Below are 18,293 nucleotides of genomic sequence, written 5' to 3'. Positions count from 1 at the left end.
GCCAAGCGGGGCCTACGTCGACTCGGGGTCGTACGGCGGCCGCTCGCCGATGCCGAGCGGGCGGTGTCCACGCCGCCTGCGTGGGCCATCGGACTCGTCCTTGTCGGCGTTCGTCTTGTCGTCACCGGACTCCATCGCCTCGACGACGTTGCGGCGGACGATCTCGCGCGGATCGAGCTCGCGGAGGTTGAGGTCCTTCAGCCCGTCGAAGTCGTCGCCCATCTCGGCGGCGAGATCGGACTTCGCATCGTCCATCATCCGCCGCGCCGTCTTCAGGAACCGGCCGGCCTGACGGGCGAACTGCGGCAGCTTGTCGGGGCCGAAGACCACGATCGCGATGACGACGATGACCACGATCTCCGCGGGCCCGATATCGAACATCGTCGTCGTCCCGTCGGGTCAGAGGCCGCTGGCGGGCGAGAGACCGAGCTGCATGCCCGCGAGGCCGCGCGATCGGCCGCCGAGCGTCTTCGCGACCCGCGTGAGCTCTTGGGCCGCGACGGAGCCGGGGTCCGAAAGGACGATCGGCGTCCCGTTGTCGCCGCCCTCGCGCAGCTTCGGGTCGAGCGGCACCTGCGCGAGCACGGGTACGTCGTAGCCGAACCGCTCGCTGAGCGTCGACGCCACCTGGGCTGCGCCGCCCGTGCCGAACACGTCGATTCGCTCGCCCGGGTTGGTCGGGTGCTCGAGGTACGACATGTTCTCGACGACTCCGACGACTCGTTGGTGCATCATCGAGGCCATCGTGCCCGCCCGCTCGGCGACCGATGCGGCCGCCTGCTGCGGCGTCGTGACCACGATGACCTCCGCGTTCGCCAGATGCTGGCCCAGGCTGATCGCCACGTCACCCGTGCCCGGCGGCAGGTCGAGCAGCAGCGCGTCGAGATCGCCCCAGTACACATCGCTCAGCATCTGTACGAGCGCCCGGTCGAGCATCGGACCGCGCCACGCGACCACCTGGTCCTTGCGGGGCTTGAGCATGCCGATGCTGATCACCTTCAGTCCGTTGACCGGAACGGGCATGATCATGTCTTCGACCTGGGTGGGACGCGTATCGCCGACCCCGAGCATGTCGGGCACCGAGTGACCGTAGATGTCGGCGTCGACGATGCCGACCGAGAGGCCCTGCTCGGCCATGGCGAGCGCGAGGTTGACGGTGACCGAGGATTTGCCGACGCCGCCCTTGCCGGACGCGATGGCGAACACCTTGGTCAGCGAGTCGGGGCGTGCGAACGGGATCTCGCGTTCGGACTTCCCGCCGCGCAGGGTCTCCTGGAGCTCCTTGCGCTGCTCCTCCGACATCACACCGAGATCGACCCGGACGTCGGACACACCGTCGAGCCCCGAAACGGCCTCCGTCACGTCGTTGGTCAGCGTCGCCTTGAGCGGACAGCCCGAGACGGTCAGCAGGATGCGTACCAGCACGTTGCCACCGTCGATCCCGACCGTGTCGACCATGCCGAGGTCGGTGATGGGGCGCTTGATCTCGGGGTCGTTGACGGTCGCGAGCGCGTCGCGTACGGCCGACTCGGTGATAGCTGCCATGTCTCGATGCTACGAGGTCCCGCCAGTAGGGAGTCGCTGGGCTCGGTCGGCCGGGCATCCCGCCTGGTTGCGTTCTCGTCAGTCCGGGTCGGGTACTTCCGACGGGGCTTGGCTCGGACGCTCGACACGCTGGTCGAGATCGGCCAGCAGGGCCCGCAGCTCCGAGCGCAGGTAGTCGCGGGTGGCGACCTCACCGAGCCCGTGGCGCAGGCTCGCGACCTCGCGGGCGAGGAACTCCATATTGGCCTGCGCGCGGTTGTTGGCGTCGCGGTCCTGCTCTCGCGTCACCCGGTCGCGTGCCTCCTGGCGGTTCTGCGCGAGCAGGATGAGCGGGGCGGCGTACGACGCCTGCAGGGACAGCACGAGGGTGAGGAAGATGAACGGATACTCGTCCCAGCGCGCTCGATCCGGCCCCCAGGGCACGTTCCACACGATCCACACGGCGATGACGACCGTCATGTAGCCGATGAACCGTGCCGTGCCCATGAACCGCGCGAACGTCTCCGCGAATCGGCCGAACGTCTCCGGGTCGTAGTCGGGCCGGCGTACGCGACGGGTGTCGACCGGCTGGTCCAGGCGGAGCCGGCGCTCGTTACGTGCCATGGGCATCCGCCTTCTCCGGGTCGTCGGCCCCGTCGCTCCCCACCCGCTCGTCGGCACTGCGCCGGTCGCGCCAGCCCTTCGGGAGCAGGTGATCGAGCAGGTCGTCGACCGTCACCACACCGAGCAGGTGGGCGTTCTCGTCGACGACGGGGCACGCGATCATGTTGTACGCCGCGAGCACCTCGGCGACGTCCTCCAGCGACGACTCCGGTCGCGGCCATTCGATGTCGTTGTCGGCGATCGCACTCACCAGCGTCGAGGGTGGCTCCCGGAGCAGGGCCTGGATGTGGGCAACGCCGAGGAACTTGCCGGTCGGCGTCTCCAGCGGCGCCCGGCACACGTAGACCATGGCCGCGAGCGACGGGCTCAGCTCGGGCTCGCGTACGCGGGCGAGCGCCTCCGCGAGCGTCGCGTCCGCGGGTACGATCACCGGTTCGGTCGTCATCATGCCGCCGGCAGTGCGCTCCTCGTATGTGAGCAGGCGGCGTACGTCCTCCGCCTCGTCCGGCTCCATCAGGGTCAGCAGGCGCTCGGCGGTCTGCTCGGGCAGCTCGGCGATCAGGTCGGCGGCGTCGTCGGGAGACATCTCCTCGAGTACGTCGGCCGCACGCTCCGGGTCGAGCGCGCTCACGATCTCGACCTGGTCTGCCTCCGGCAGCTCCTCGAGTACGTCGGCGAGGCGCTCGTCGCCCAGCTCTGTCGCTACCTCGACGCGTCGCTTGGGGGAGAGGTCGTGGAGCGCGGACGCGAGGTCGGCGGGGCGCATCGCGTCCATCGTCTCCAGCAGATGCGTCGCACCCTGGGGAGCCTCGTCGACCGTGAGGCCGACGACGTCGCCCCAGTCGGCGACGTGGCTCGCCCCGCGGCGGCCGAAGCGGCGCCCGCGCTCGCGTACGGCCACCTGGCTGAGGAACCAGTCACGCGAACGCTGCTGCTCCATGGCGAGGTCGTACACGGTGCCGATGACCTGTGACGACGCGATCCGGACGATTCGGTCGAAGAGCTCGCCGACGACGAGCCGTTCGGTCGCACGCTGCTCGAAACGGCGTACGTTCAGCACCCCCGTCGTGATGATCTGGCCGCCGTCGAGCGACGTCACCCGGGTCATCGGCAAGAAGATGCGCCTACGGCCCAGCACCTCGACGACCAGGCCGAGCACCCGCGGGTTCGTCGACCGGATCGTGACGACGACGTCACGCACCTTGCCGACCTGATCGCCCGAGGGGTCGTACACCGCCTGGCCGACGAGCCGGGCGAGGAAGATCCGGGTCGTCGGTGTGGTCCCCGTTGGCGTCGTCACAGCTACCGAGCGTACTCAAGACAGCCGGGTCACGGCGGGTGAGCGCGCCGAGCCGAGTCGGCGCGGCTTCTACGAGACGATCGTCAAGGCGTCGACCTGTTCGAGGCCGCGCCGAAACCCGGATGCCCGGGTCGTGGGTGTGGGACAGAATGGCCGCGTGCTGCTGACCGTCACCACCACCATGCCCGATGCGACCGACCTCGGCTACCTGCTGCACAAGCATCCCGGGCGTGTTCAGCGCTTCGACGTGTACGGGGGAGTGGCGCACGTCTTCTACCCGGAGGCGACGCCGGAGCGTACGACCGCCGCGCTGATGCTCGAGGTCGACCCGATCGGTCTCGCGCGGGGAAAGGGCAAGCTGCGCGAAGGATTCGCGCTCGGCCAGTACGTGAACGACCGGCCGTACGCGAGCTCGTCGCTGCTGTCGGTGGCGATGGGCAAGGTGTTCCGCACGGCACTCAACGGCCGCTGCGACGATCGGCAGGCATTGGCCGACACCGCGATTCCACTCGACATCGAGCTGCCGAGCGTTCGGTGTAAGGAAGCGGGTGGACGGGCGCGATCAGAAGGCGCCGATCTCGCCGAGCGACTGTTCGGTCCCCTCGGCTGGTCCGTCGACTCGCGGTCGGTACCGCTCGACCCGGAGCTGCCGGAGTGGGGCGACTCCGCGTACGCGCACCTGAGGCTTTCCGGAACGGCTCGGCTCGCCGACGCGCTCAACCACCTGTACGTGCTGCTCCCGGTTCTCGACGACGCGAAGCACTACTGGGTCGGCGACGACGAGGTCGACAAGCTGGTACGCGCGGGTGGGTCGTGGCTCGCCGGCCACCCCGAACGCGAGCTGATCGCCAAGCGGTACCTCGCTCACCAGGGACGACTGTGGCACCCTGCGTTGGAGCGGCTCGCCGACGTCGACGACGTGGTGTACGACGAGCGGCCTGCGGCAACGCCGCTGTTCCGGGCTAGGCACGAGGCCGTCGTTGCCGAGCTCCGTCGGTCGGGTGCACAGCGGGTCGTCGATCTCGGTTGTGGTTCGGGCGCGCTGCTCGAGGCACTGCTCACCGAACGCGGCATCACCGAGCTCGTCGGGGCCGACGTGTCGGCGTACGCACTCGAACGCGCCGCGAGGCGCCTGCACGTCGAGCAGATGACCGAACGGCAGCGCGACCGCCTGACCCTGATGCAGACGTCCCTGACGTACCGCGACGACCGGCTCGCGGGGTACGACGCGGTCGTGCTGATGGAGGTCATCGAACACCTCGACCCTGCGCTGCTGCCGTCCGCCGAGCAGAACGTGTTCGCCGCCGCGGCTCCGGCGACGGTGCTCGTCACGACTCCGAACGCCGACTACAACGCCGCGTACGAGGGGCTGGCGAATGGCACGCTGCGGCATCACGACCACCGCTTCGAGTGGGGGCGCGAAGAGTTCGCCGCCTGGGTCGAGCGCATCTGCGACACGCACGCGTACGCGGCGCGGATCGAGGGCATCGGCGACGTCGACGAACGACTGGGCGCACCGACCCAGCTGGCGGTATTCACCCGGAAGGACGCATCGTGACGGAGCTGCGGATCCCCGAGCTGTCGCTCGTCGTGCTGATCGGCGTGAGCGGCTCCGGCAAGTCGACGTTCGCGGCACGGCACTTCGCGCCGACCCAGGTGCTGTCGAGCGACTTCTGTCGCGGGATCGTCTCCGACGACGAGAACGACCAGGCGGCCACCAAGGACGCGTTCGACGTGCTCGACTACATCGCGGGCAAGCGCCTCGCCCGCGGGCTGCTGACGGTCGTCGACGCCACGAACGTGCAGCAGGCGGCGCGCGGCTCGCTCGTGCAGGTGGCACGCGACCATGACGTGCTGCCGGTCGCGATCGTCCTCGACGTCGACACCGACACCGCGATCGGCCGGAACGAGACGCGCGCCGATCGTGACTTCGGCGCCCGGGTCGTACGCCGGCAGAGCGGTCAGCTGCGCAAGTCGCTGAAGCACCTGAAGCGTGAGGGCTTCCGGGTCGTGCACGTGCTGCAGACGGACGACGAGATCGAGCAGGCGACCATCGTCACCGAGCGACTGCGTAGCGACAATCGTTGCGAGCACGGGCCGTTCGACGTCATCGGTGACGTACACGGTTGTCGTGCCGAGCTGGAGACGCTGCTCACCGAGCTCGGCTACGAGCTGCGACGCGACGATCAGGGGCGTCCGGTCGGCGCGACCCCGCCGCCCGGTCGCAAGGCGGTGTACGTCGGTGACCTGGTCGACCGGGGCCCGGACAGTCCGGGAGTGCTGCGCCTGGTCATGGGCATGGTCGAGTCCGGCGAGGCGCTGTGCGTACCCGGAAACCACGAGGCGAAGCTGGTACGCGCGCTGCGCGGCAAGGCTCCGTCGCCACAGCACGGGCTGGCGGAGACGCTCGATCAGCTGGACGCGGAGACCGACGAGTTTCGTCAGCGAGTGTTGGAGTTCTGCGACAGCTTGGTCGCGCACGTCGTACTCGACGACGGCAGGCTCGTCGTTGCACATGCCGGGCTGAAGGAGGCGTACCACAACCGTGCGTCCGGGCGGGTGCGCGCGTTCGCGCTGTACGGCGACACCAGCGGCGAGACCGACGAGTTCGGGCTTCCGGTCCGATATCCGTGGGCCGACGACTACCGCGGTGCGGCGACCGTCGTGTATGGGCATACGCCGATCCCCGCGCCGGAGTGGGTCAACAACACCATCTGCATCGACACCGGCTGCGTCTTCGGCGGTCGCCTGACCGCACTGCGGTATCCGGAGCGGGAGCTCGTCTCGGTCGAGGCGGACGAACAGTGGTATGAGCCGGCGCGGCCGCTCGATCCGGCGAACGCGCGTGACCCGAACTCGCTGCGCATCGATGACGTTCTCGGTGATCGCGTGATCGAGACGCGACGCCACGGGCGGGTGTCGGTACGCGAGCAGAATGCCGCGGCGGCGCTCGAGGTGATGAGCCGGTTCGCGATGCCACCGGACGCGCTGCTGTACCTGCCGCCGACGATGTCACCGTGCGCGACGTCGCCGTCGGGCGATGTGCTCGAGCATCCGGACCAGGCGTTCGACTACTTCCGGGGAGAAGGCGTCGACCGGGTCATGTGCGAGGAGAAGCACATGGGCTCGCGAGCGGTCGCGCTCGTGCGTCGCGACGGCTCCGGCGCGCTGCACACGCGTACCGGGCGGGCGTTCTTCGGGCCGGAGATCGCGGAGCCGCTGCTGAGCGGGCTCGCCGCGGCAGCGGCGTCCGCCGGACTCTGGGACGAGCTCGAAACCGACTGGCTGCTGCTCGACGCCGAGCTGATGCCGTGGTCGCTGAAGGCGCTCGAGCTGATCCGTTCGCAGTACGCCGGTGTCGCCGCCGCGGCACGCGACGCGCTTCCGCACGTGGTCGGTGTACTCGACGCGGCAGAGGCGCGAGGTCTCGAGGTCGGAGACCTGCTCACCCGCACGCGCGGACGGCTCGCGAACGCGGAGTCGTTCGCCGCCGCGTACCGCCGTTACTGCTGGCCGACGGAAGGGCTCGAGGGTTTGCGCTTCGCGCCGTTCCAGTTGCTCGCGTCCAGCGGGCGTACGTACGAGGAGCAGGACCACGCCTGGCATCTCGCGATCGCCGACCGGCTCGTCGAGGCGTCGCCGACCCTGATAGCGCCGACCGGACGGGTCGTGGTCGACCTCGCGGACGCGGCCTCGTGCGCGGCCGCCGCGCAGTGGTGGGACGGCCTCACGTCCGACGGCGGCGAGGGCATGGTGGTCAAGCCGTACGCGAACCTGGTGCGTGGTCCGAAGGGGCTCGTCCAGCCGGGCGTGAAGGTACGCGGACCCGCGTACCTCCGGCTGATCTACGGGCCCGACTACCTCGACCACCTCGACCGGCTGCGCGGGCGGAACCTTCGGCACAAGCGGTCGCTGGCGCTACGTGAGTACGCCGTCGGGCTCGAGGGCCTCGAGCGAACGGCGGCGGGTGACCCGCTCTGGCGCGTGCATCAGTGCGTCTTCGGCGTACTCGCACTCGAGTCGGAGCCGATCGACCCCCGCCTCTGAAGCCCCTGACAGTCTCGGGAGCTCGCGAGTGGCGCAGATCCGTTGCCGAAACCGACTGTGTGTAACGGACTTGCGCCACTCGCAAGGCCTCTGCGCTCAGGCCGGTACGAGGCGGATCACGACCGACTTCGACGTCGGCGTGTTGCTGCCCGCCGCCGTCGAGTCGAGCGGTACGAGCGGGTTGGTCTCCGGGTAGTACGCCGCGGCGGAACCCCGCGGCGTGTCGTACGAAACGACCCGGAAGCCGTGCACCGCCCGGTCGACGCCGTCCCAGTGCGAGACCAGGTCGACGGTCGCGCCGTCGGCGATGCCCAACGCCACCAGGTCGTCGGCGTTGACGAACACGACCTGGCGGCCGCCCTCGATCCCTCGGTAGCGGTCGCTCAGGCCGTAGATGGTGGTGTTGAACTGGTCGTGGCTGCGCAGTGTCTGCAGCAGCAGGTGTCCCTCGGGGACCTGCAGGGCCTCGACGGTCGACACCGCGAACTCCGCCTTTCCGGAGTCGGTCGGGAACGTACGCGAGTCACGCGGCGGATGGGGGAGAACGAAGCCGCCCGGGCGGTCGACATTCGCGGGGTACGTCTCGCAGCCGCGTACGACCCGGGAGATGTGCGCCCGGATCTGCCCGTAGTCCGCACGCATGCCCGCCCAGTCGAGGCCGTGCCGGTCGCCGAGTGTCGCCTCCGCGAGCGCGGTGACGATCGCGACCTCCGAGCGGAGGTGTTCGGATGCGGGCTCGAGCGGGCCGCGCGACGCGTGGACCGCCGACATGGAGTCCTCGACGCTGACGAACTGCTCTCCGCCCGCCTGGACATCGGTCTCCGTACGCCCGAGCGTCGGCAGGATCAGCGCCGTGTCGCCGCAGGTGAGGTGCGATCGGTTCAGCTTGGTCGAGACCTGCACGGTGAGCTCGGCCGATCGCAGTGCGGCGGCGGTCACCCCGGTGTCGGGCGCGGCATGGACGAAGTTGCCGCCGAGCGCGAAGAACACCTTCGCCCGGCCGTCGCGCAGCGCTCGGATCGAGTCGACGGTGTCGAGGCCGTGCTCGCGAGGTGGGTCGAACCCGAACTCGTCACGCAGCGCATCGAGGAACCACGGGGGCATTCGCTCCCAGATGCCCATCGTCCGGTCGCCCTGGACGTTCGAGTGCCCGCGTACGGGGCACAGGCCGGCGCCGCGTTTGCCGATGTCGCCGCGCGCGAGCGCAACGTTCGCGATCTCCTGGATCGTGGCGACCGCATTGTGATGCTGGGTGAGACCCATCGCCCAGCAGTAGATCGTCGCGTTCGAGTCGCGCACCATCGCGGCGGCCTCGGTGATCTGCTCGCGGGTGAGGCCGGTGGTCTCGCACACGAAGTCCCAGTCGAGTGCGCGTACGTGATCGCGCCAGGCGTCGAACCCGTTGGCGTGCTCCGCAACGAAGTCCTCGTCGATCGCGTCCCATTCCACCAGCAGGTGGCCGAGCGCCTGGAAGAAGGCAAGGTCGCCGTTGATCCTGATCGGTAGGTGCAGGTCGGCGAGGTCGGTGCCGCGGCCGACCACGCCGCGCGGTCGCTGCGGGTTGCGGAAGTTGACGAGGCCGGCCTCGCGCAGCGGGTTGACCGCGATGATCTTGGCGCCCCGGCGTTTCGCGGTTTCGAGGGCGGTGAGCATCCGAGGGTGATTGGTGCCAGGGTTCTGTCCCGCGATCACGATCAGCTCGGCATCGTAGATGTCGCGCAGGTTCACGCTGCCCTTGCCGATGCCGATCGACTCCGCGAGCGCGGTTCCCGTCGACTCGTGGCACATGTTGGAGCAGTCGGGCAGGTTGTTCGTGCCGTACGCGCGTACGAACAGCTGGTAGGCGAACGCGGCCTCGTTCGAGGTGCGGCCCGACGTGTAGAAGACCGCCTCGTCGGGCGAGTCGAGTGTGTTCAAGGTGTCGGCGACCAGCCGGAACGCGTCGTCCCACTCGATCGCCTCGTAGTGCGTACCGCCCGGCCGCTTGACCATCGGATGGGTGATGCGGCCCTGCTGACCCAGCCAGTGCTCGGACTGCGCATCGAGCTCCTCGAGCGAATGCAGAGCGAAGAACTCCGGCGTTGCCCGCGCCTTGGTCGCCTCCTCCGCGACGGCCTTCGCGCCGTTCTCGCAGAACTCTGCGGTATGCCGGTGCTCCGGATCGGGATCCGGCCATGCGCAGCTCATGCAGTCGAATCCGTCGGCCTGGTTGAGCTTGAGGAGGGTACGTGCGCTCCGGCCGACTCCCATCTGCTCGAGCGAGCGGCGCATCGAGACCGCAACGCCAGTGACCCCCGCCGCCGCCCGCTTCGGACGACCGACCTCGAGGCCGTCGGATCCGCGCTGTTTTCCACTCATGTCTCACCGTAACTCCGCACCCGGCGGTGTGTCAGTGATGGACTCGAACCGGCCGGCCGGGTACGTCCCCGCGTCAGCGACACTTGCTCGGTGAACGTAGTGCTCGCGCTGATCGGTGTCTGCGGCGTGTCCGCATCCGGGCCGCTGATGGCCGGAGCGAACGCGCCCGCCCTTGCGATCTCGTTCTGGCGCAATGCGATGGCGGCGGGGCTGCTGGTGCCGGTGGCGGCGACGGTACGCCGACGGGAGCTGCGCGCCCTGACGTACCGCGACGTCCGGGCGATCGTGTTCGCCGGCAGCATGCTCGCCTGCCACTTCGCGACCTGGGTCACCTCGCTCAAGATGACGTCGGTCGCCTCGGCGACCGCCCTCGTCTGCCTTCAGGTCGGCTGGATCGTGTTCTTCGAGCACCTCCGCGGTACGCCCGCCGACCGCGGAGTGGTCATCGGCCTGGCGCTCGCGTTCGGCGGCGTCGTGGTCGTCTCCGGTGTCGACCTGAGCCTTTCGAGTCGGGCCCTTGCCGGCGATCTGCTCGCCCTGTGCGGGGGCGCGTTCGCCGCGCTCTACACCATGACGGGTGCGTCCGTACGCAGGCGAGTCACCACCACGACGTACACCGCCACCTGTTACGCCGCGTGCGCGGCCGTACTCCTGGTGTTCGCGCTCGCGACCGGGCAGGACCTCGTGGGGTTCGATGCGCGTACGTGGGCGGCGATCGTCGGTGTGATGGTCGCGAGCCAGCTGTTCGGCCACTCGCTCTTCAACCACCTGCTCGCCGTCATGAGTCCGACGCTCGTCTCGCTGATCATCCTGCTCGAGGTGCCGGGCGCCGCGCTGCTCGCCGGCGTCTTTCTCGGTCAGACCCCCGGGGTCGGCGTGTACGTCGGGCTCGGCCTCATCATCGCCGGACTCGCCGTGGTCGTGACCCGGCGACCGCCGAGCGAGGACGAGGCGCCGGTCGGGCCCGCCGACTGAGGCCGGATCGACGTACGTTTACCATGTTTACATGGTAATCATCCACTTGGCGCGGTGAATCCACCATGCGAAGTGAACCCTTACCATGTAAACATGGTAAAGGTGCCGCCGACCGCGCCGCCATCACCCTGCGTACGCGCCCTGCCCGGCGCCTGTGCACAACGTCACCCCCGGCGCACCTCCCCACCTCGGCGGCGAACGGTTACAGTCCGGTGGCAACCCATCTGGAGAGGTTCTGCATGTCTGAGTCCATGTCCGAGTCGACGCCGCTGCGCTCGCGTCGGTCCTGCCTGGCCGTACCCGGCTCGAACCCCCGGTTCCTGGAGAAGGCCAAGGGGCTCGACGCCGACCAGGTCTTCCTCGACATCGAGGACGCCGTCGCGCCGCTCGCCAAGCCCGACGCCCGGAAGAACATCGTCGCCGCACTCAACGAGGGTGGCTGGGGCGGGAAGGTCCGCGTTGTACGCGTCAACGACTGGACGACCCAGTGGACGTACCGCGACGTCATCGAGGTCGTCGAGGGCGCCGGCGCGAACCTCGACTGCATCATGCTGCCCAAGGTGCAGAGCGCCGAGCAGGTCGTCGCGCTCGACCTGCTGCTGAGCCAGATCGAGACCGAGACCGGACTCGAGCCCGGCCGGATCGGCATCGAGGCGCAGATCGAGAACGCGCAGGGCCTCATCAACGTCGATGCGATCGCCACCGCGAGCCCGCGCGTCGAGACCATCATCTTCGGGCCGGCCGACTTCATGGCGAGCATCAACATGAAGTCGCTCGTGGTGGGGGAGCAGCCGCCCGGGTACGACGTCGGTGACGCGTACCACCACATCCTGATGAGCATCCTGATGGCCGCCCGCGCGCACGACCTGCAGGCCATCGACGGCCCGTATCTCCAGGTCCGCGACACCGACGCCTTCCGGAAGGTCGCGGGAAGGTCGGCCGCGCTCGGCTTCGACGGCAAGTGGTGCCTCCATCCCGACCAGGTCGCGGCCGCGAACGAGACGTTCAGCCCGCGCCAGGAGGACTACGACCACGCCGAGAACATCCTCGACGCGTACGACTGGTGTACGTCGGAGGCGGGCGGCAAGATGGGGGCCGCGATGCTCGGCGACGAGATGATCGACGAGGCCTCACGCAAGATGGCCCTCGTGATCTCGGCGAAGGGGCGCGCGGCCGGCATGGAGCGCACCGATCGTTGGCAGCCGCCCGCGGAGTAGTCTGATTTCCGCCGGCGTACATCTACCGGCAATATGCTGGCAACCATCGACGCCGTGCGGGCGTCGTTCTTGGGGTGGGCTAGCCGTCGACGGCGACCACCCGTCGCGATGTCCGTCGCGACGACGCGGTGGAGGGCTCGGCTGCACACGGTTCGTTCGTGGTGGTCGGCATGGAGATGAGGGAGTCGATGGCTGTCGTCGAGTGTTGCGTGCGCGGCCCGCGTACGTGTGGGCTGCGATGAACACCACCGAAGAGCGCGCCGGGCTGCGCGTCACCCGGATCGACCAGCAGGGCGTCTCGGGCTCGGGCACCGAGGAGGGTGTGTACGACGTCCTCTTCGACGATCGCCGGATCTGGTCGTTCTGGTTCCTCCGCGACTCGCAGCCGGCGGAGAGGTCGAAGAGCGAGCGGCTGGTGCCCTGGCCGCGGTCGTTGGTCAAGTACCTCGACGGCACGGCGCGCATCGTCGTACGCGAGCACGTCGACGAGACGGTCGTGTTCGACGACCACATCTCGTTCGGCGACTCGACCGGGTCCATCTCGGTCACCGACCGTGAGGGCCGACCGCTCGCGACGGACAAGACCGGAGAGCTGCAACGCGTCTTCGCCGGTGGTGATCCGCGCGACCGCGATGCGCTGCTCGACACCATCGAGGACGTTCTCGAGGGGCTGCGCGAGATCGGCATCGAGGCGTTCCCCGCGTACGGCACCCTGCTCGGTGCCGTACGCAACGGCACGCTGATCGGGCACGACAGCGACGCGGACCTCGCGTACGTGAGCCGGCTGACCAGCCCGGTCGACCTGATCCGGGAGTCGTACCGCATCGACCGGCACCTGCGTGAGCGCGGCTACTCCGTGCAGCGACACTCCGCCTTCGCGATGAAGATCTACGTCGAGGAAGAAGACGGCTCCGAGCGCGGGCTCGACGTGTTCGGTGCCGCGTTCGTCGACGGCACCCTGTACGTCATGGGCGAGATCGCCGCCGACCTCGATTGGTCGCAGGTCTACCCGCTCGGCACCACGACGCTCGAGGGGCGTACGTTGCCGGCTCCGGCCGACGCCGACGCCTGGCTGGAGATCACGTACGGCCCCAGCTGGCGGGTTCCCGACCCCGCGTTCCACTTCGGCACCCCGACCTCGACCCGTCGCCGCCTCGACGGGTGGTTCCGCGGCACCCGACGCTTCCGCGACGACTGGGACCGCTACTGGAACCGCGCCCGCAACCGGCCGAAGGTCGGCCCCACCCCGTTCGCGCAGTGGGTCGCCGACGCGGAGCCCGATGCGGACACCGTGGTCGACGTCGGCTCCGGGCGCGGCATCGACGTGCTGTGGAACGCCTCCGTCGGCAAGCGCGCGATCGGGCTCGACTACTCCCATACGGCGGAGCGGTACGGCAACAAGTGGGCCGCCGAGCTCGGTCTCGGCGCGGAGTTCGCGATGCTCAACCTGTGCGATATGCGCTCGGTGCTCGCGATCGGCGCCTGGGTCTCGCGCCAGCCGGGTCGCAAGGCGGTGACGGCCCGGCTGCTCACCTGCTCGCTCGATCGCCGCGGTCGGCGGAACTTCTGGCGGCTGTGCAGGATGATCGGGCGCGACGGCACCTGTATCTATCTCCAGGTCGTCGACCCGGACCAACGCGGCACCCGCGACGACCTCGGTCAGCGCCTGCTCCGGCCCGCGCCGGAGAGCGTCCTCGTCGAGGAGATCGAGGCCTCGGGTGGGCGCGTACGCGAGCGGCAGGTGCAGGAGCCGTCGGGAATAGCCGAACCTCGATATACATGGATGGTGGTGACATGGGAGAAGTACGCAAGCGCCTCGGCGCAGTGAAGCGCCGGATCGTGCCCACGGACGAGGGCGACGACCTCGTGCAGCGGGTCGAGTCGATGCGCCAGCGGATCGCGGTCCTCGAGCGTGAGGTGCAGGAGAACCGCGAGCTCAACCGGCGGCTGGCCGAGCTCACCGACGTCGTCACCGAGCTGCTGATCCCCCTGGCAGATCGCGACGACGACTCGGTGCACGAGCTGCTCGACAAGTACCGCGCGCAGCTCTGAGCTCGGCACTCCGGCCGGTGTGAGCCCTGTCATGGCCGCAACAGCGGCCGGCGGCCATACTCTGGCCCCAGTACTGCGCTCCAAACCGCCGGGCGCGTACGCCTCGTCACCTGCAAAGGAAGGTCCCAGCATGGGTCGCCTCGTGTCCACCGAAGGTCTCACCGATGTCCAGGAAGAGATCCTCAAGACGGTTCGCGCCTTTGTCGACAATGAGATTCTGCCGGTGGCGACCGAGCTCGAGCACCGCGACGAGTACCCGACGGACATCGTCGAGGGGCTCAAGGAGCTCGGCCTCTTCGGGCTGACCATCCCGGAGGAGTACGGCGGCCTCGGTGAGTCGCTGCTCACGTACGCCCTCGTCGTCGAGGAGATCGCGCGCGGCTGGATGAGCGTCTCGGGCGTCATCAACACCCACTTCATCGTTGCGTACATGCTGATGCAGCACGGCACGGAAGAGCAGAAGCAGCACTATCTTCCGCGGATGGCCGCCGGTGAGGTACGCGGTGCGTTCTCGATGTCCGAGCCGGGTCTGGGCTCCGACGTCTCGGCGATCAAGACGAAGGCGACCCGACAGGACGACGGCTCGTACGAGATCACCGGGCAGAAGATGTGGCTCACCAACGGCGGCTCGGCGAACCTCGTGGCGCTGTTGGTCAAGACCGACGAGGGCAAGGAGAAGGCGCATCAGAACCTGACGACGTTCCTCGTCGAGAAGGAGTCCGGATTCGGTGAGACCGCGCAGGGCATCACGGTCCCCGGCAAGATCGAGAAGATGGGCTACAAGGGCGTCGATACGACCGAGCTCATCCTCGACCGGCATCGGATCGGCGCCGAACAGGTTCTCGGTGGAGCGCCCGGCCGTGGCTTCTACCAGATGATGGACGGCGTGGAGGTCGGGCGCGTCAACGTCGCGGCGCGTGGCGTCGGCGTGGCGAACCGTGCGTTCGAGCTCGGCATCGACTACGCCCAGCAGCGCGAGACCTTCGGTAAGAAGATCGCCGAGCACCAGGCCGTACTCTTCCGGCTCGCGGAGATGGGTACGAAGGTCGAAGCCGCGCACGCGATGGTCGTGGGGGCTGCCCGCAAGAAGGACTCCGGTGAGCGCAACGACCTCGAGGCGGGGATGGCGAAGTACCTCGCGAGCGAGTATTGCGCCGAGGTGGTCGAAGCGTCCTTCCGCATCCATGGCGGCTACGGGTTCTCGAAGGAGTACGAGATCGAGCGGCTCTACCGCGAGGCACCGATGCTGCTGATCGGCGAGGGCACCGCCGACATCCAGCGGATGATCATCGGCCGCCGGCTCCTGGAGGAGTACAAGGCGGGCTGATCGGCCTAGACTCGGGGCATACGCTCCTATCGCTGGAGGGCCGATGGCTCCCAATCCGCAACGTCCGTCGATCCAGTTGGACTACCCGTGGTCGCTGGGCACGTACGACGAGTACGCCGACGCGCAGAAGGCGGTCGACTACCTGTCCGACCAGGAGTTCCCCGTCGAGAACTGCATGATCGTCGGAACCGACCTAAAACAGGTCGAGCGGGTCACGGGGCGGCTGACGTACGGGCGCGCCGCCGCGGCCGGCGCCGCATCGGGTGCCTGGTTCGGTCTGTTCATCGGCCTGATGGTCGGGCTGTTCGCAGAGGACGGCAGCTGGATCGGCGTCGTGTTGAGTGCCGCACTCATCGGCATCGTGTTCGGCGCGGTCTTCGGCATCGTCGGTTACGCGATGACCGGGGGGCGACGTGACTTCACGTCGGTGACCCAGGTCGTCGCGACGAAGTACGAGGTGCTGGTCGAGCACAAGCATCTCGCGAAGGCACAGGAGCTGCTGCAGCAGATGCCCGGCCGCCAGGTCGAGTGGTAGCGGCGGCGGGGTCTCCGGCGCACGGGCCCGATGCCGCCGGGCACTTCCGCTGGCAGGCGACGGCATGCGCGAACCTCGGATCCCGGATGTACGCGGAGCTCCTGGACCGGCTGGCCGACGACCTCGACGCTGGCGGTGTCACGGCGCAGGTGATCGCCGGGCACGAGGACGACCCCGGCCCGAACGCCCTCGCGTTGCGGCTGCTGGGCGGTCTGCACCGACTCGTCCTGACCGAGCGGACACCGGACCTCGCGGCGTACTACCCGACGGTCGGCGGCCGTTGGGACCTTGCCGGTGTCTGGCCGCACGTACGCGCGGCTCTCGCCGACCACCGCGCTCAGCTCGCCGCCACGCTCGACCAGGCGCCGCAGACCAACGAGGTGGGCCGGTCGGCGGCGCTGCTCGGCGGCCTGCTGCGCGTCGCCGACCGCTTCATGCTGCCGATCCGCTTGTGTGAGATCGGCGCATCCGCCGGCCTGAACCTGCGCGCCGATCACTTCCGCTACACCTTCCGGCGGTTCGACCCGACGGTCTCCGATCCGGGCACGGCGGCATGGGGGCCGGAGTCCAGCCCGGTGCAGCTCGACGACGCCTGGAGCGGGCCGCTCCCACCCCTCGACGCGCCCTTGCAGATCGTCCAGCGGTACGGCGCCGACATTGCGCCGGTCGACCCCGCGACGACCGACGGCCGGGTGACGATCGAGTCGTACGTGTGGCCAGATATGGCGGAGCGCGTTTCCCGTGTACGCGGTGCACTCGCCGTTGCGCGCGCGGTCCCCGCCGAGGTCCGCCCGCTCGACGCCGTCTCGGCGGTGCGGGCGCTGGAGCTCGTACCCGAGACGGCCACCGTCTTGTGGCACTCGGTCATGTGGCAGTACCTGCCGGCAGCAGACCGCGCCGCCATCGAGGATCGGATCGCCGCGCTCGGCGAGCGGGGTACGGCCGAGATGCCGTTCGCCCACCTTTCGATGGAACCCAGCCGGCGCGCATCCGATGCCGCACATGAGTTCCTGGTCGTGCTCACGACGTGGCCATGGGGTGAACGGACCGTCATCGGATCGGCCCGGCCACATGGGATTCCCACGACCTGGGAGGCGACATGACCTCCGTGTGGCTCGTCCGGCATGGCGAGACCGAGTGGTCGGCAAGCGGCCGGCACACCTCGCGTACCGATCTGCCGCTCACGGCGACCGGCGAACGGCAAGCCCGCGACGTAGGCGGGCGTCTGCACGACCGCGACTTCGACGCCGTCCTGACGAGTCCGCGACTGCGTGCGCGGCGTACTGCCGAGCTGGCCGGATATCCCGAGGCCACCGTCGACCCCGACCTGGTCGAGTGGGACTACGGCGAGTACGAAGGCGTGACGACGGCGAAGATCCGCGAGCAGGTTCCGGGCTGGACGGTCTGGACGCACCCCGTACCCGGCGGCGAGAGCGCGGCGCACGTCGCCGAGCGGCTCGACCGGGTCGTGGACCGGCTGCGGGCGTACCCGGGCCGCGCGCTGGTGTTCGCGCACGCGCACGCACTGCGCGCGCTCGCCGCGCGCTGGCTCGGCGAGCCGGTTGCGACTGGCCGCCATCTTCGACTCGACACCGCGACGGTCTCGGTACTCGGCGACGACCGCGGCACTCCGGTCGTGGTCCGCTGGAACGCGTGACGCCGCGCGCCCCCGGCCCGCTGGGCATGACGTTTGAGCGGGCCCGCGCGGCGTGTCGCCGCCCGAACGTCATGCCCAGGGGGCGAGGTGGGGGCGGTCACAGCGTCCGTACGCGTCGGTAGGTCATGATGTGTGCTGTCCATCGGCACAGAGGAGCAGAGCATGCAGTTCGGTCGCAGCTACGAGGAGTTCGAGGTCGGGGCGACGTACAAGCACTGGCCCGGCAAGACGGTCACCGAGTACGACGACCACCTGTTCTGCCTGATCACCATGAACCACCACCCGCTGCACCTGGACTCGCACTACGCCGGTGAGACCACGCAGTTCGGCAAGAACGTCGTCGTTGGCAACTACATCTACTCGCTGCTGCTCGGCATGAGCGTCCCCGACATCTCGGGCAAGGCGATCGCGAACCTCGAGGTGGAGTCCCTGAAGCACGTGGCGCCGACGTTCCACGGCGACACCATCTACGGCGAGACGCAGGTCCTCGACAAGTGGGAGAGCAAGAGCAAGGACGACCGCGGCGTCGTCTACGTCGAGACGTTGGGCTACAACCAGGACGGCACGGTCGTCTGCACGTTCCGCCGCAAGGTCATGGTGCCGAAGCAGAACTATCTCGATGCCCGTGGCGGCGAGCAGCCCGGCCGACCCGTACCGAGCGAGGGCTGATCCGTACG

Annotated in this window: 16 protein-coding genes; 11 read left to right on the top strand and 5 right to left on the bottom strand. The window is 69.1% G+C overall.

The genetic code is table 11. The features are described from left to right. Nucleotides 1-12: 12 nt before the first annotated feature. The 4 genes from L0C25_RS03600 to L0C25_RS03585 all read right to left on the bottom strand — a co-directional run bounded on the left by L0C25_RS03600 (nucleotide 13) and on the right by L0C25_RS03585 (nucleotide 3,448). Nucleotides 13-381: a sec-independent translocase gene (locus L0C25_RS03600; protein WP_271635019.1), complete on the bottom strand. Its 369-nt coding sequence runs from the start codon at nucleotides 379-381 to the stop codon at nucleotides 13-15. An 18-nt stretch (nucleotides 382-399) separates the two neighbouring features. After that, on the bottom strand, nucleotides 400-1,545 hold the full coding sequence (locus L0C25_RS03595; protein WP_271635018.1) for an Mrp/NBP35 family ATP-binding protein: 1,146 nt from the start codon (nucleotides 1,543-1,545) through the stop codon (nucleotides 400-402). Nucleotides 1,546-1,623: 78 nt separating this feature from the next. Beyond that, nucleotides 1,624-2,148: a DUF1003 domain-containing protein gene (locus tag L0C25_RS03590; protein ID WP_271635017.1), complete on the bottom strand. Its 525-nt coding sequence runs from the start codon at nucleotides 2,146-2,148 to the stop codon at nucleotides 1,624-1,626. Further along, the gene (locus L0C25_RS03585; RefSeq protein WP_271635016.1) at nucleotides 2,138-3,448 is read right to left on the bottom strand and encodes a magnesium transporter MgtE N-terminal domain-containing protein; all 1,311 of its coding nucleotides are present in this window, start codon (nucleotides 3,446-3,448) and stop codon (nucleotides 2,138-2,140) included. The genes L0C25_RS03590 and L0C25_RS03585 overlap by 11 nt, the downstream gene beginning before the upstream one ends. 157 nt (nucleotides 3,449-3,605) lie before the next feature. On the opposite strand from L0C25_RS03585, the gene L0C25_RS03580 reads away from it, so the two are divergent. Together L0C25_RS03580 and L0C25_RS03575 are read left to right on the top strand one after the other, a co-directional pair. Beyond that, complete coding sequence (locus L0C25_RS03580; protein WP_271635015.1) at nucleotides 3,606-5,006, top strand: 3' terminal RNA ribose 2'-O-methyltransferase Hen1; 1,401 nt, start codon at nucleotides 3,606-3,608, stop codon at nucleotides 5,004-5,006. Further along, the gene (locus L0C25_RS03575; RefSeq protein ID WP_271635014.1) at nucleotides 5,003-7,495 is read left to right on the top strand and encodes a polynucleotide kinase-phosphatase; all 2,493 of its coding nucleotides are present in this window, start codon (nucleotides 5,003-5,005) and stop codon (nucleotides 7,493-7,495) included. The genes L0C25_RS03580 and L0C25_RS03575 overlap by 4 nt, the downstream gene beginning before the upstream one ends. A 96-nt stretch (nucleotides 7,496-7,591) precedes the next feature. Here the strand turns inward: L0C25_RS03575 and L0C25_RS03570 are convergent, their stop codons facing one another. After that, complete coding sequence (locus L0C25_RS03570; protein WP_271635013.1) at nucleotides 7,592-9,853, bottom strand: FdhF/YdeP family oxidoreductase; 2,262 nt, start codon at nucleotides 9,851-9,853, stop codon at nucleotides 7,592-7,594. A 90-nt stretch (nucleotides 9,854-9,943) separates the two neighbouring features. On the opposite strand from L0C25_RS03570, the gene L0C25_RS03565 reads away from it, so the two are divergent. The 9 genes from L0C25_RS03565 to L0C25_RS03525 all read left to right on the top strand — a co-directional run bounded on the left by L0C25_RS03565 (nucleotide 9,944) and on the right by L0C25_RS03525 (nucleotide 18,285). Then, on the top strand, nucleotides 9,944-10,828 hold the full coding sequence (locus tag L0C25_RS03565) for a DMT family transporter (RefSeq protein ID WP_271635012.1): 885 nt from the start codon (nucleotides 9,944-9,946) through the stop codon (nucleotides 10,826-10,828). 239 nt (nucleotides 10,829-11,067) lie between these two features. Continuing rightward, nucleotides 11,068-12,045: an HpcH/HpaI aldolase/citrate lyase family protein gene (locus tag L0C25_RS03560; RefSeq protein WP_271635011.1), complete on the top strand. Its 978-nt coding sequence runs from the start codon at nucleotides 11,068-11,070 to the stop codon at nucleotides 12,043-12,045. Nucleotides 12,046-12,283: 238 nt separating this feature from the next. After that, nucleotides 12,284-13,873 (top strand): hypothetical protein, encoded by a 1,590-nt coding sequence (locus tag L0C25_RS03555; protein ID WP_271635010.1) that lies wholly within the window; start codon nucleotides 12,284-12,286, stop codon nucleotides 13,871-13,873. Continuing rightward, complete coding sequence (locus L0C25_RS03550; RefSeq protein ID WP_271635009.1) at nucleotides 13,840-14,097, top strand: DUF6752 domain-containing protein; 258 nt, start codon at nucleotides 13,840-13,842, stop codon at nucleotides 14,095-14,097. The genes L0C25_RS03555 and L0C25_RS03550 overlap by 34 nt, the downstream gene beginning before the upstream one ends. 130 nt (nucleotides 14,098-14,227) lie before the next feature. Continuing rightward, nucleotides 14,228-15,424 (top strand): acyl-CoA dehydrogenase family protein, encoded by a 1,197-nt coding sequence (locus L0C25_RS03545; RefSeq protein WP_271635008.1) that lies wholly within the window; start codon nucleotides 14,228-14,230, stop codon nucleotides 15,422-15,424. A gap of 43 nt (nucleotides 15,425-15,467) precedes the next feature. Then, nucleotides 15,468-15,959: a general stress protein gene (locus L0C25_RS03540; protein WP_271635007.1), complete on the top strand. Its 492-nt coding sequence runs from the start codon at nucleotides 15,468-15,470 to the stop codon at nucleotides 15,957-15,959. 86 nt (nucleotides 15,960-16,045) lie between these two features. Beyond that, a complete protein-coding gene (locus tag L0C25_RS03535; protein WP_271635006.1) occupies nucleotides 16,046-17,062 on the top strand; it encodes a DUF2332 domain-containing protein in 1,017 nt (338 codons plus the stop codon). Next, a complete protein-coding gene (locus L0C25_RS03530) occupies nucleotides 17,059-17,616 on the top strand; it encodes a histidine phosphatase family protein (protein WP_271635005.1) in 558 nt (185 codons plus the stop codon). The genes L0C25_RS03535 and L0C25_RS03530 overlap by 4 nt, the downstream gene beginning before the upstream one ends. Nucleotides 17,617-17,778: 162 nt before the next feature. After that, nucleotides 17,779-18,285, top strand: a complete 507-nt coding sequence (locus L0C25_RS03525) for a MaoC family dehydratase (RefSeq protein WP_271635004.1) — start codon at nucleotides 17,779-17,781, stop codon at nucleotides 18,283-18,285. Nucleotides 18,286-18,293 lie beyond the last annotated feature (8 nt).

This window comes from Solicola gregarius, from assembly GCF_025790165.1.
GTDB lineage: Bacteria > Actinomycetota > Actinomycetes > Propionibacteriales > Nocardioidaceae > Solicola > Solicola gregarius.
This window is presented reverse-complemented; position numbering and strand designations above follow the sequence as displayed.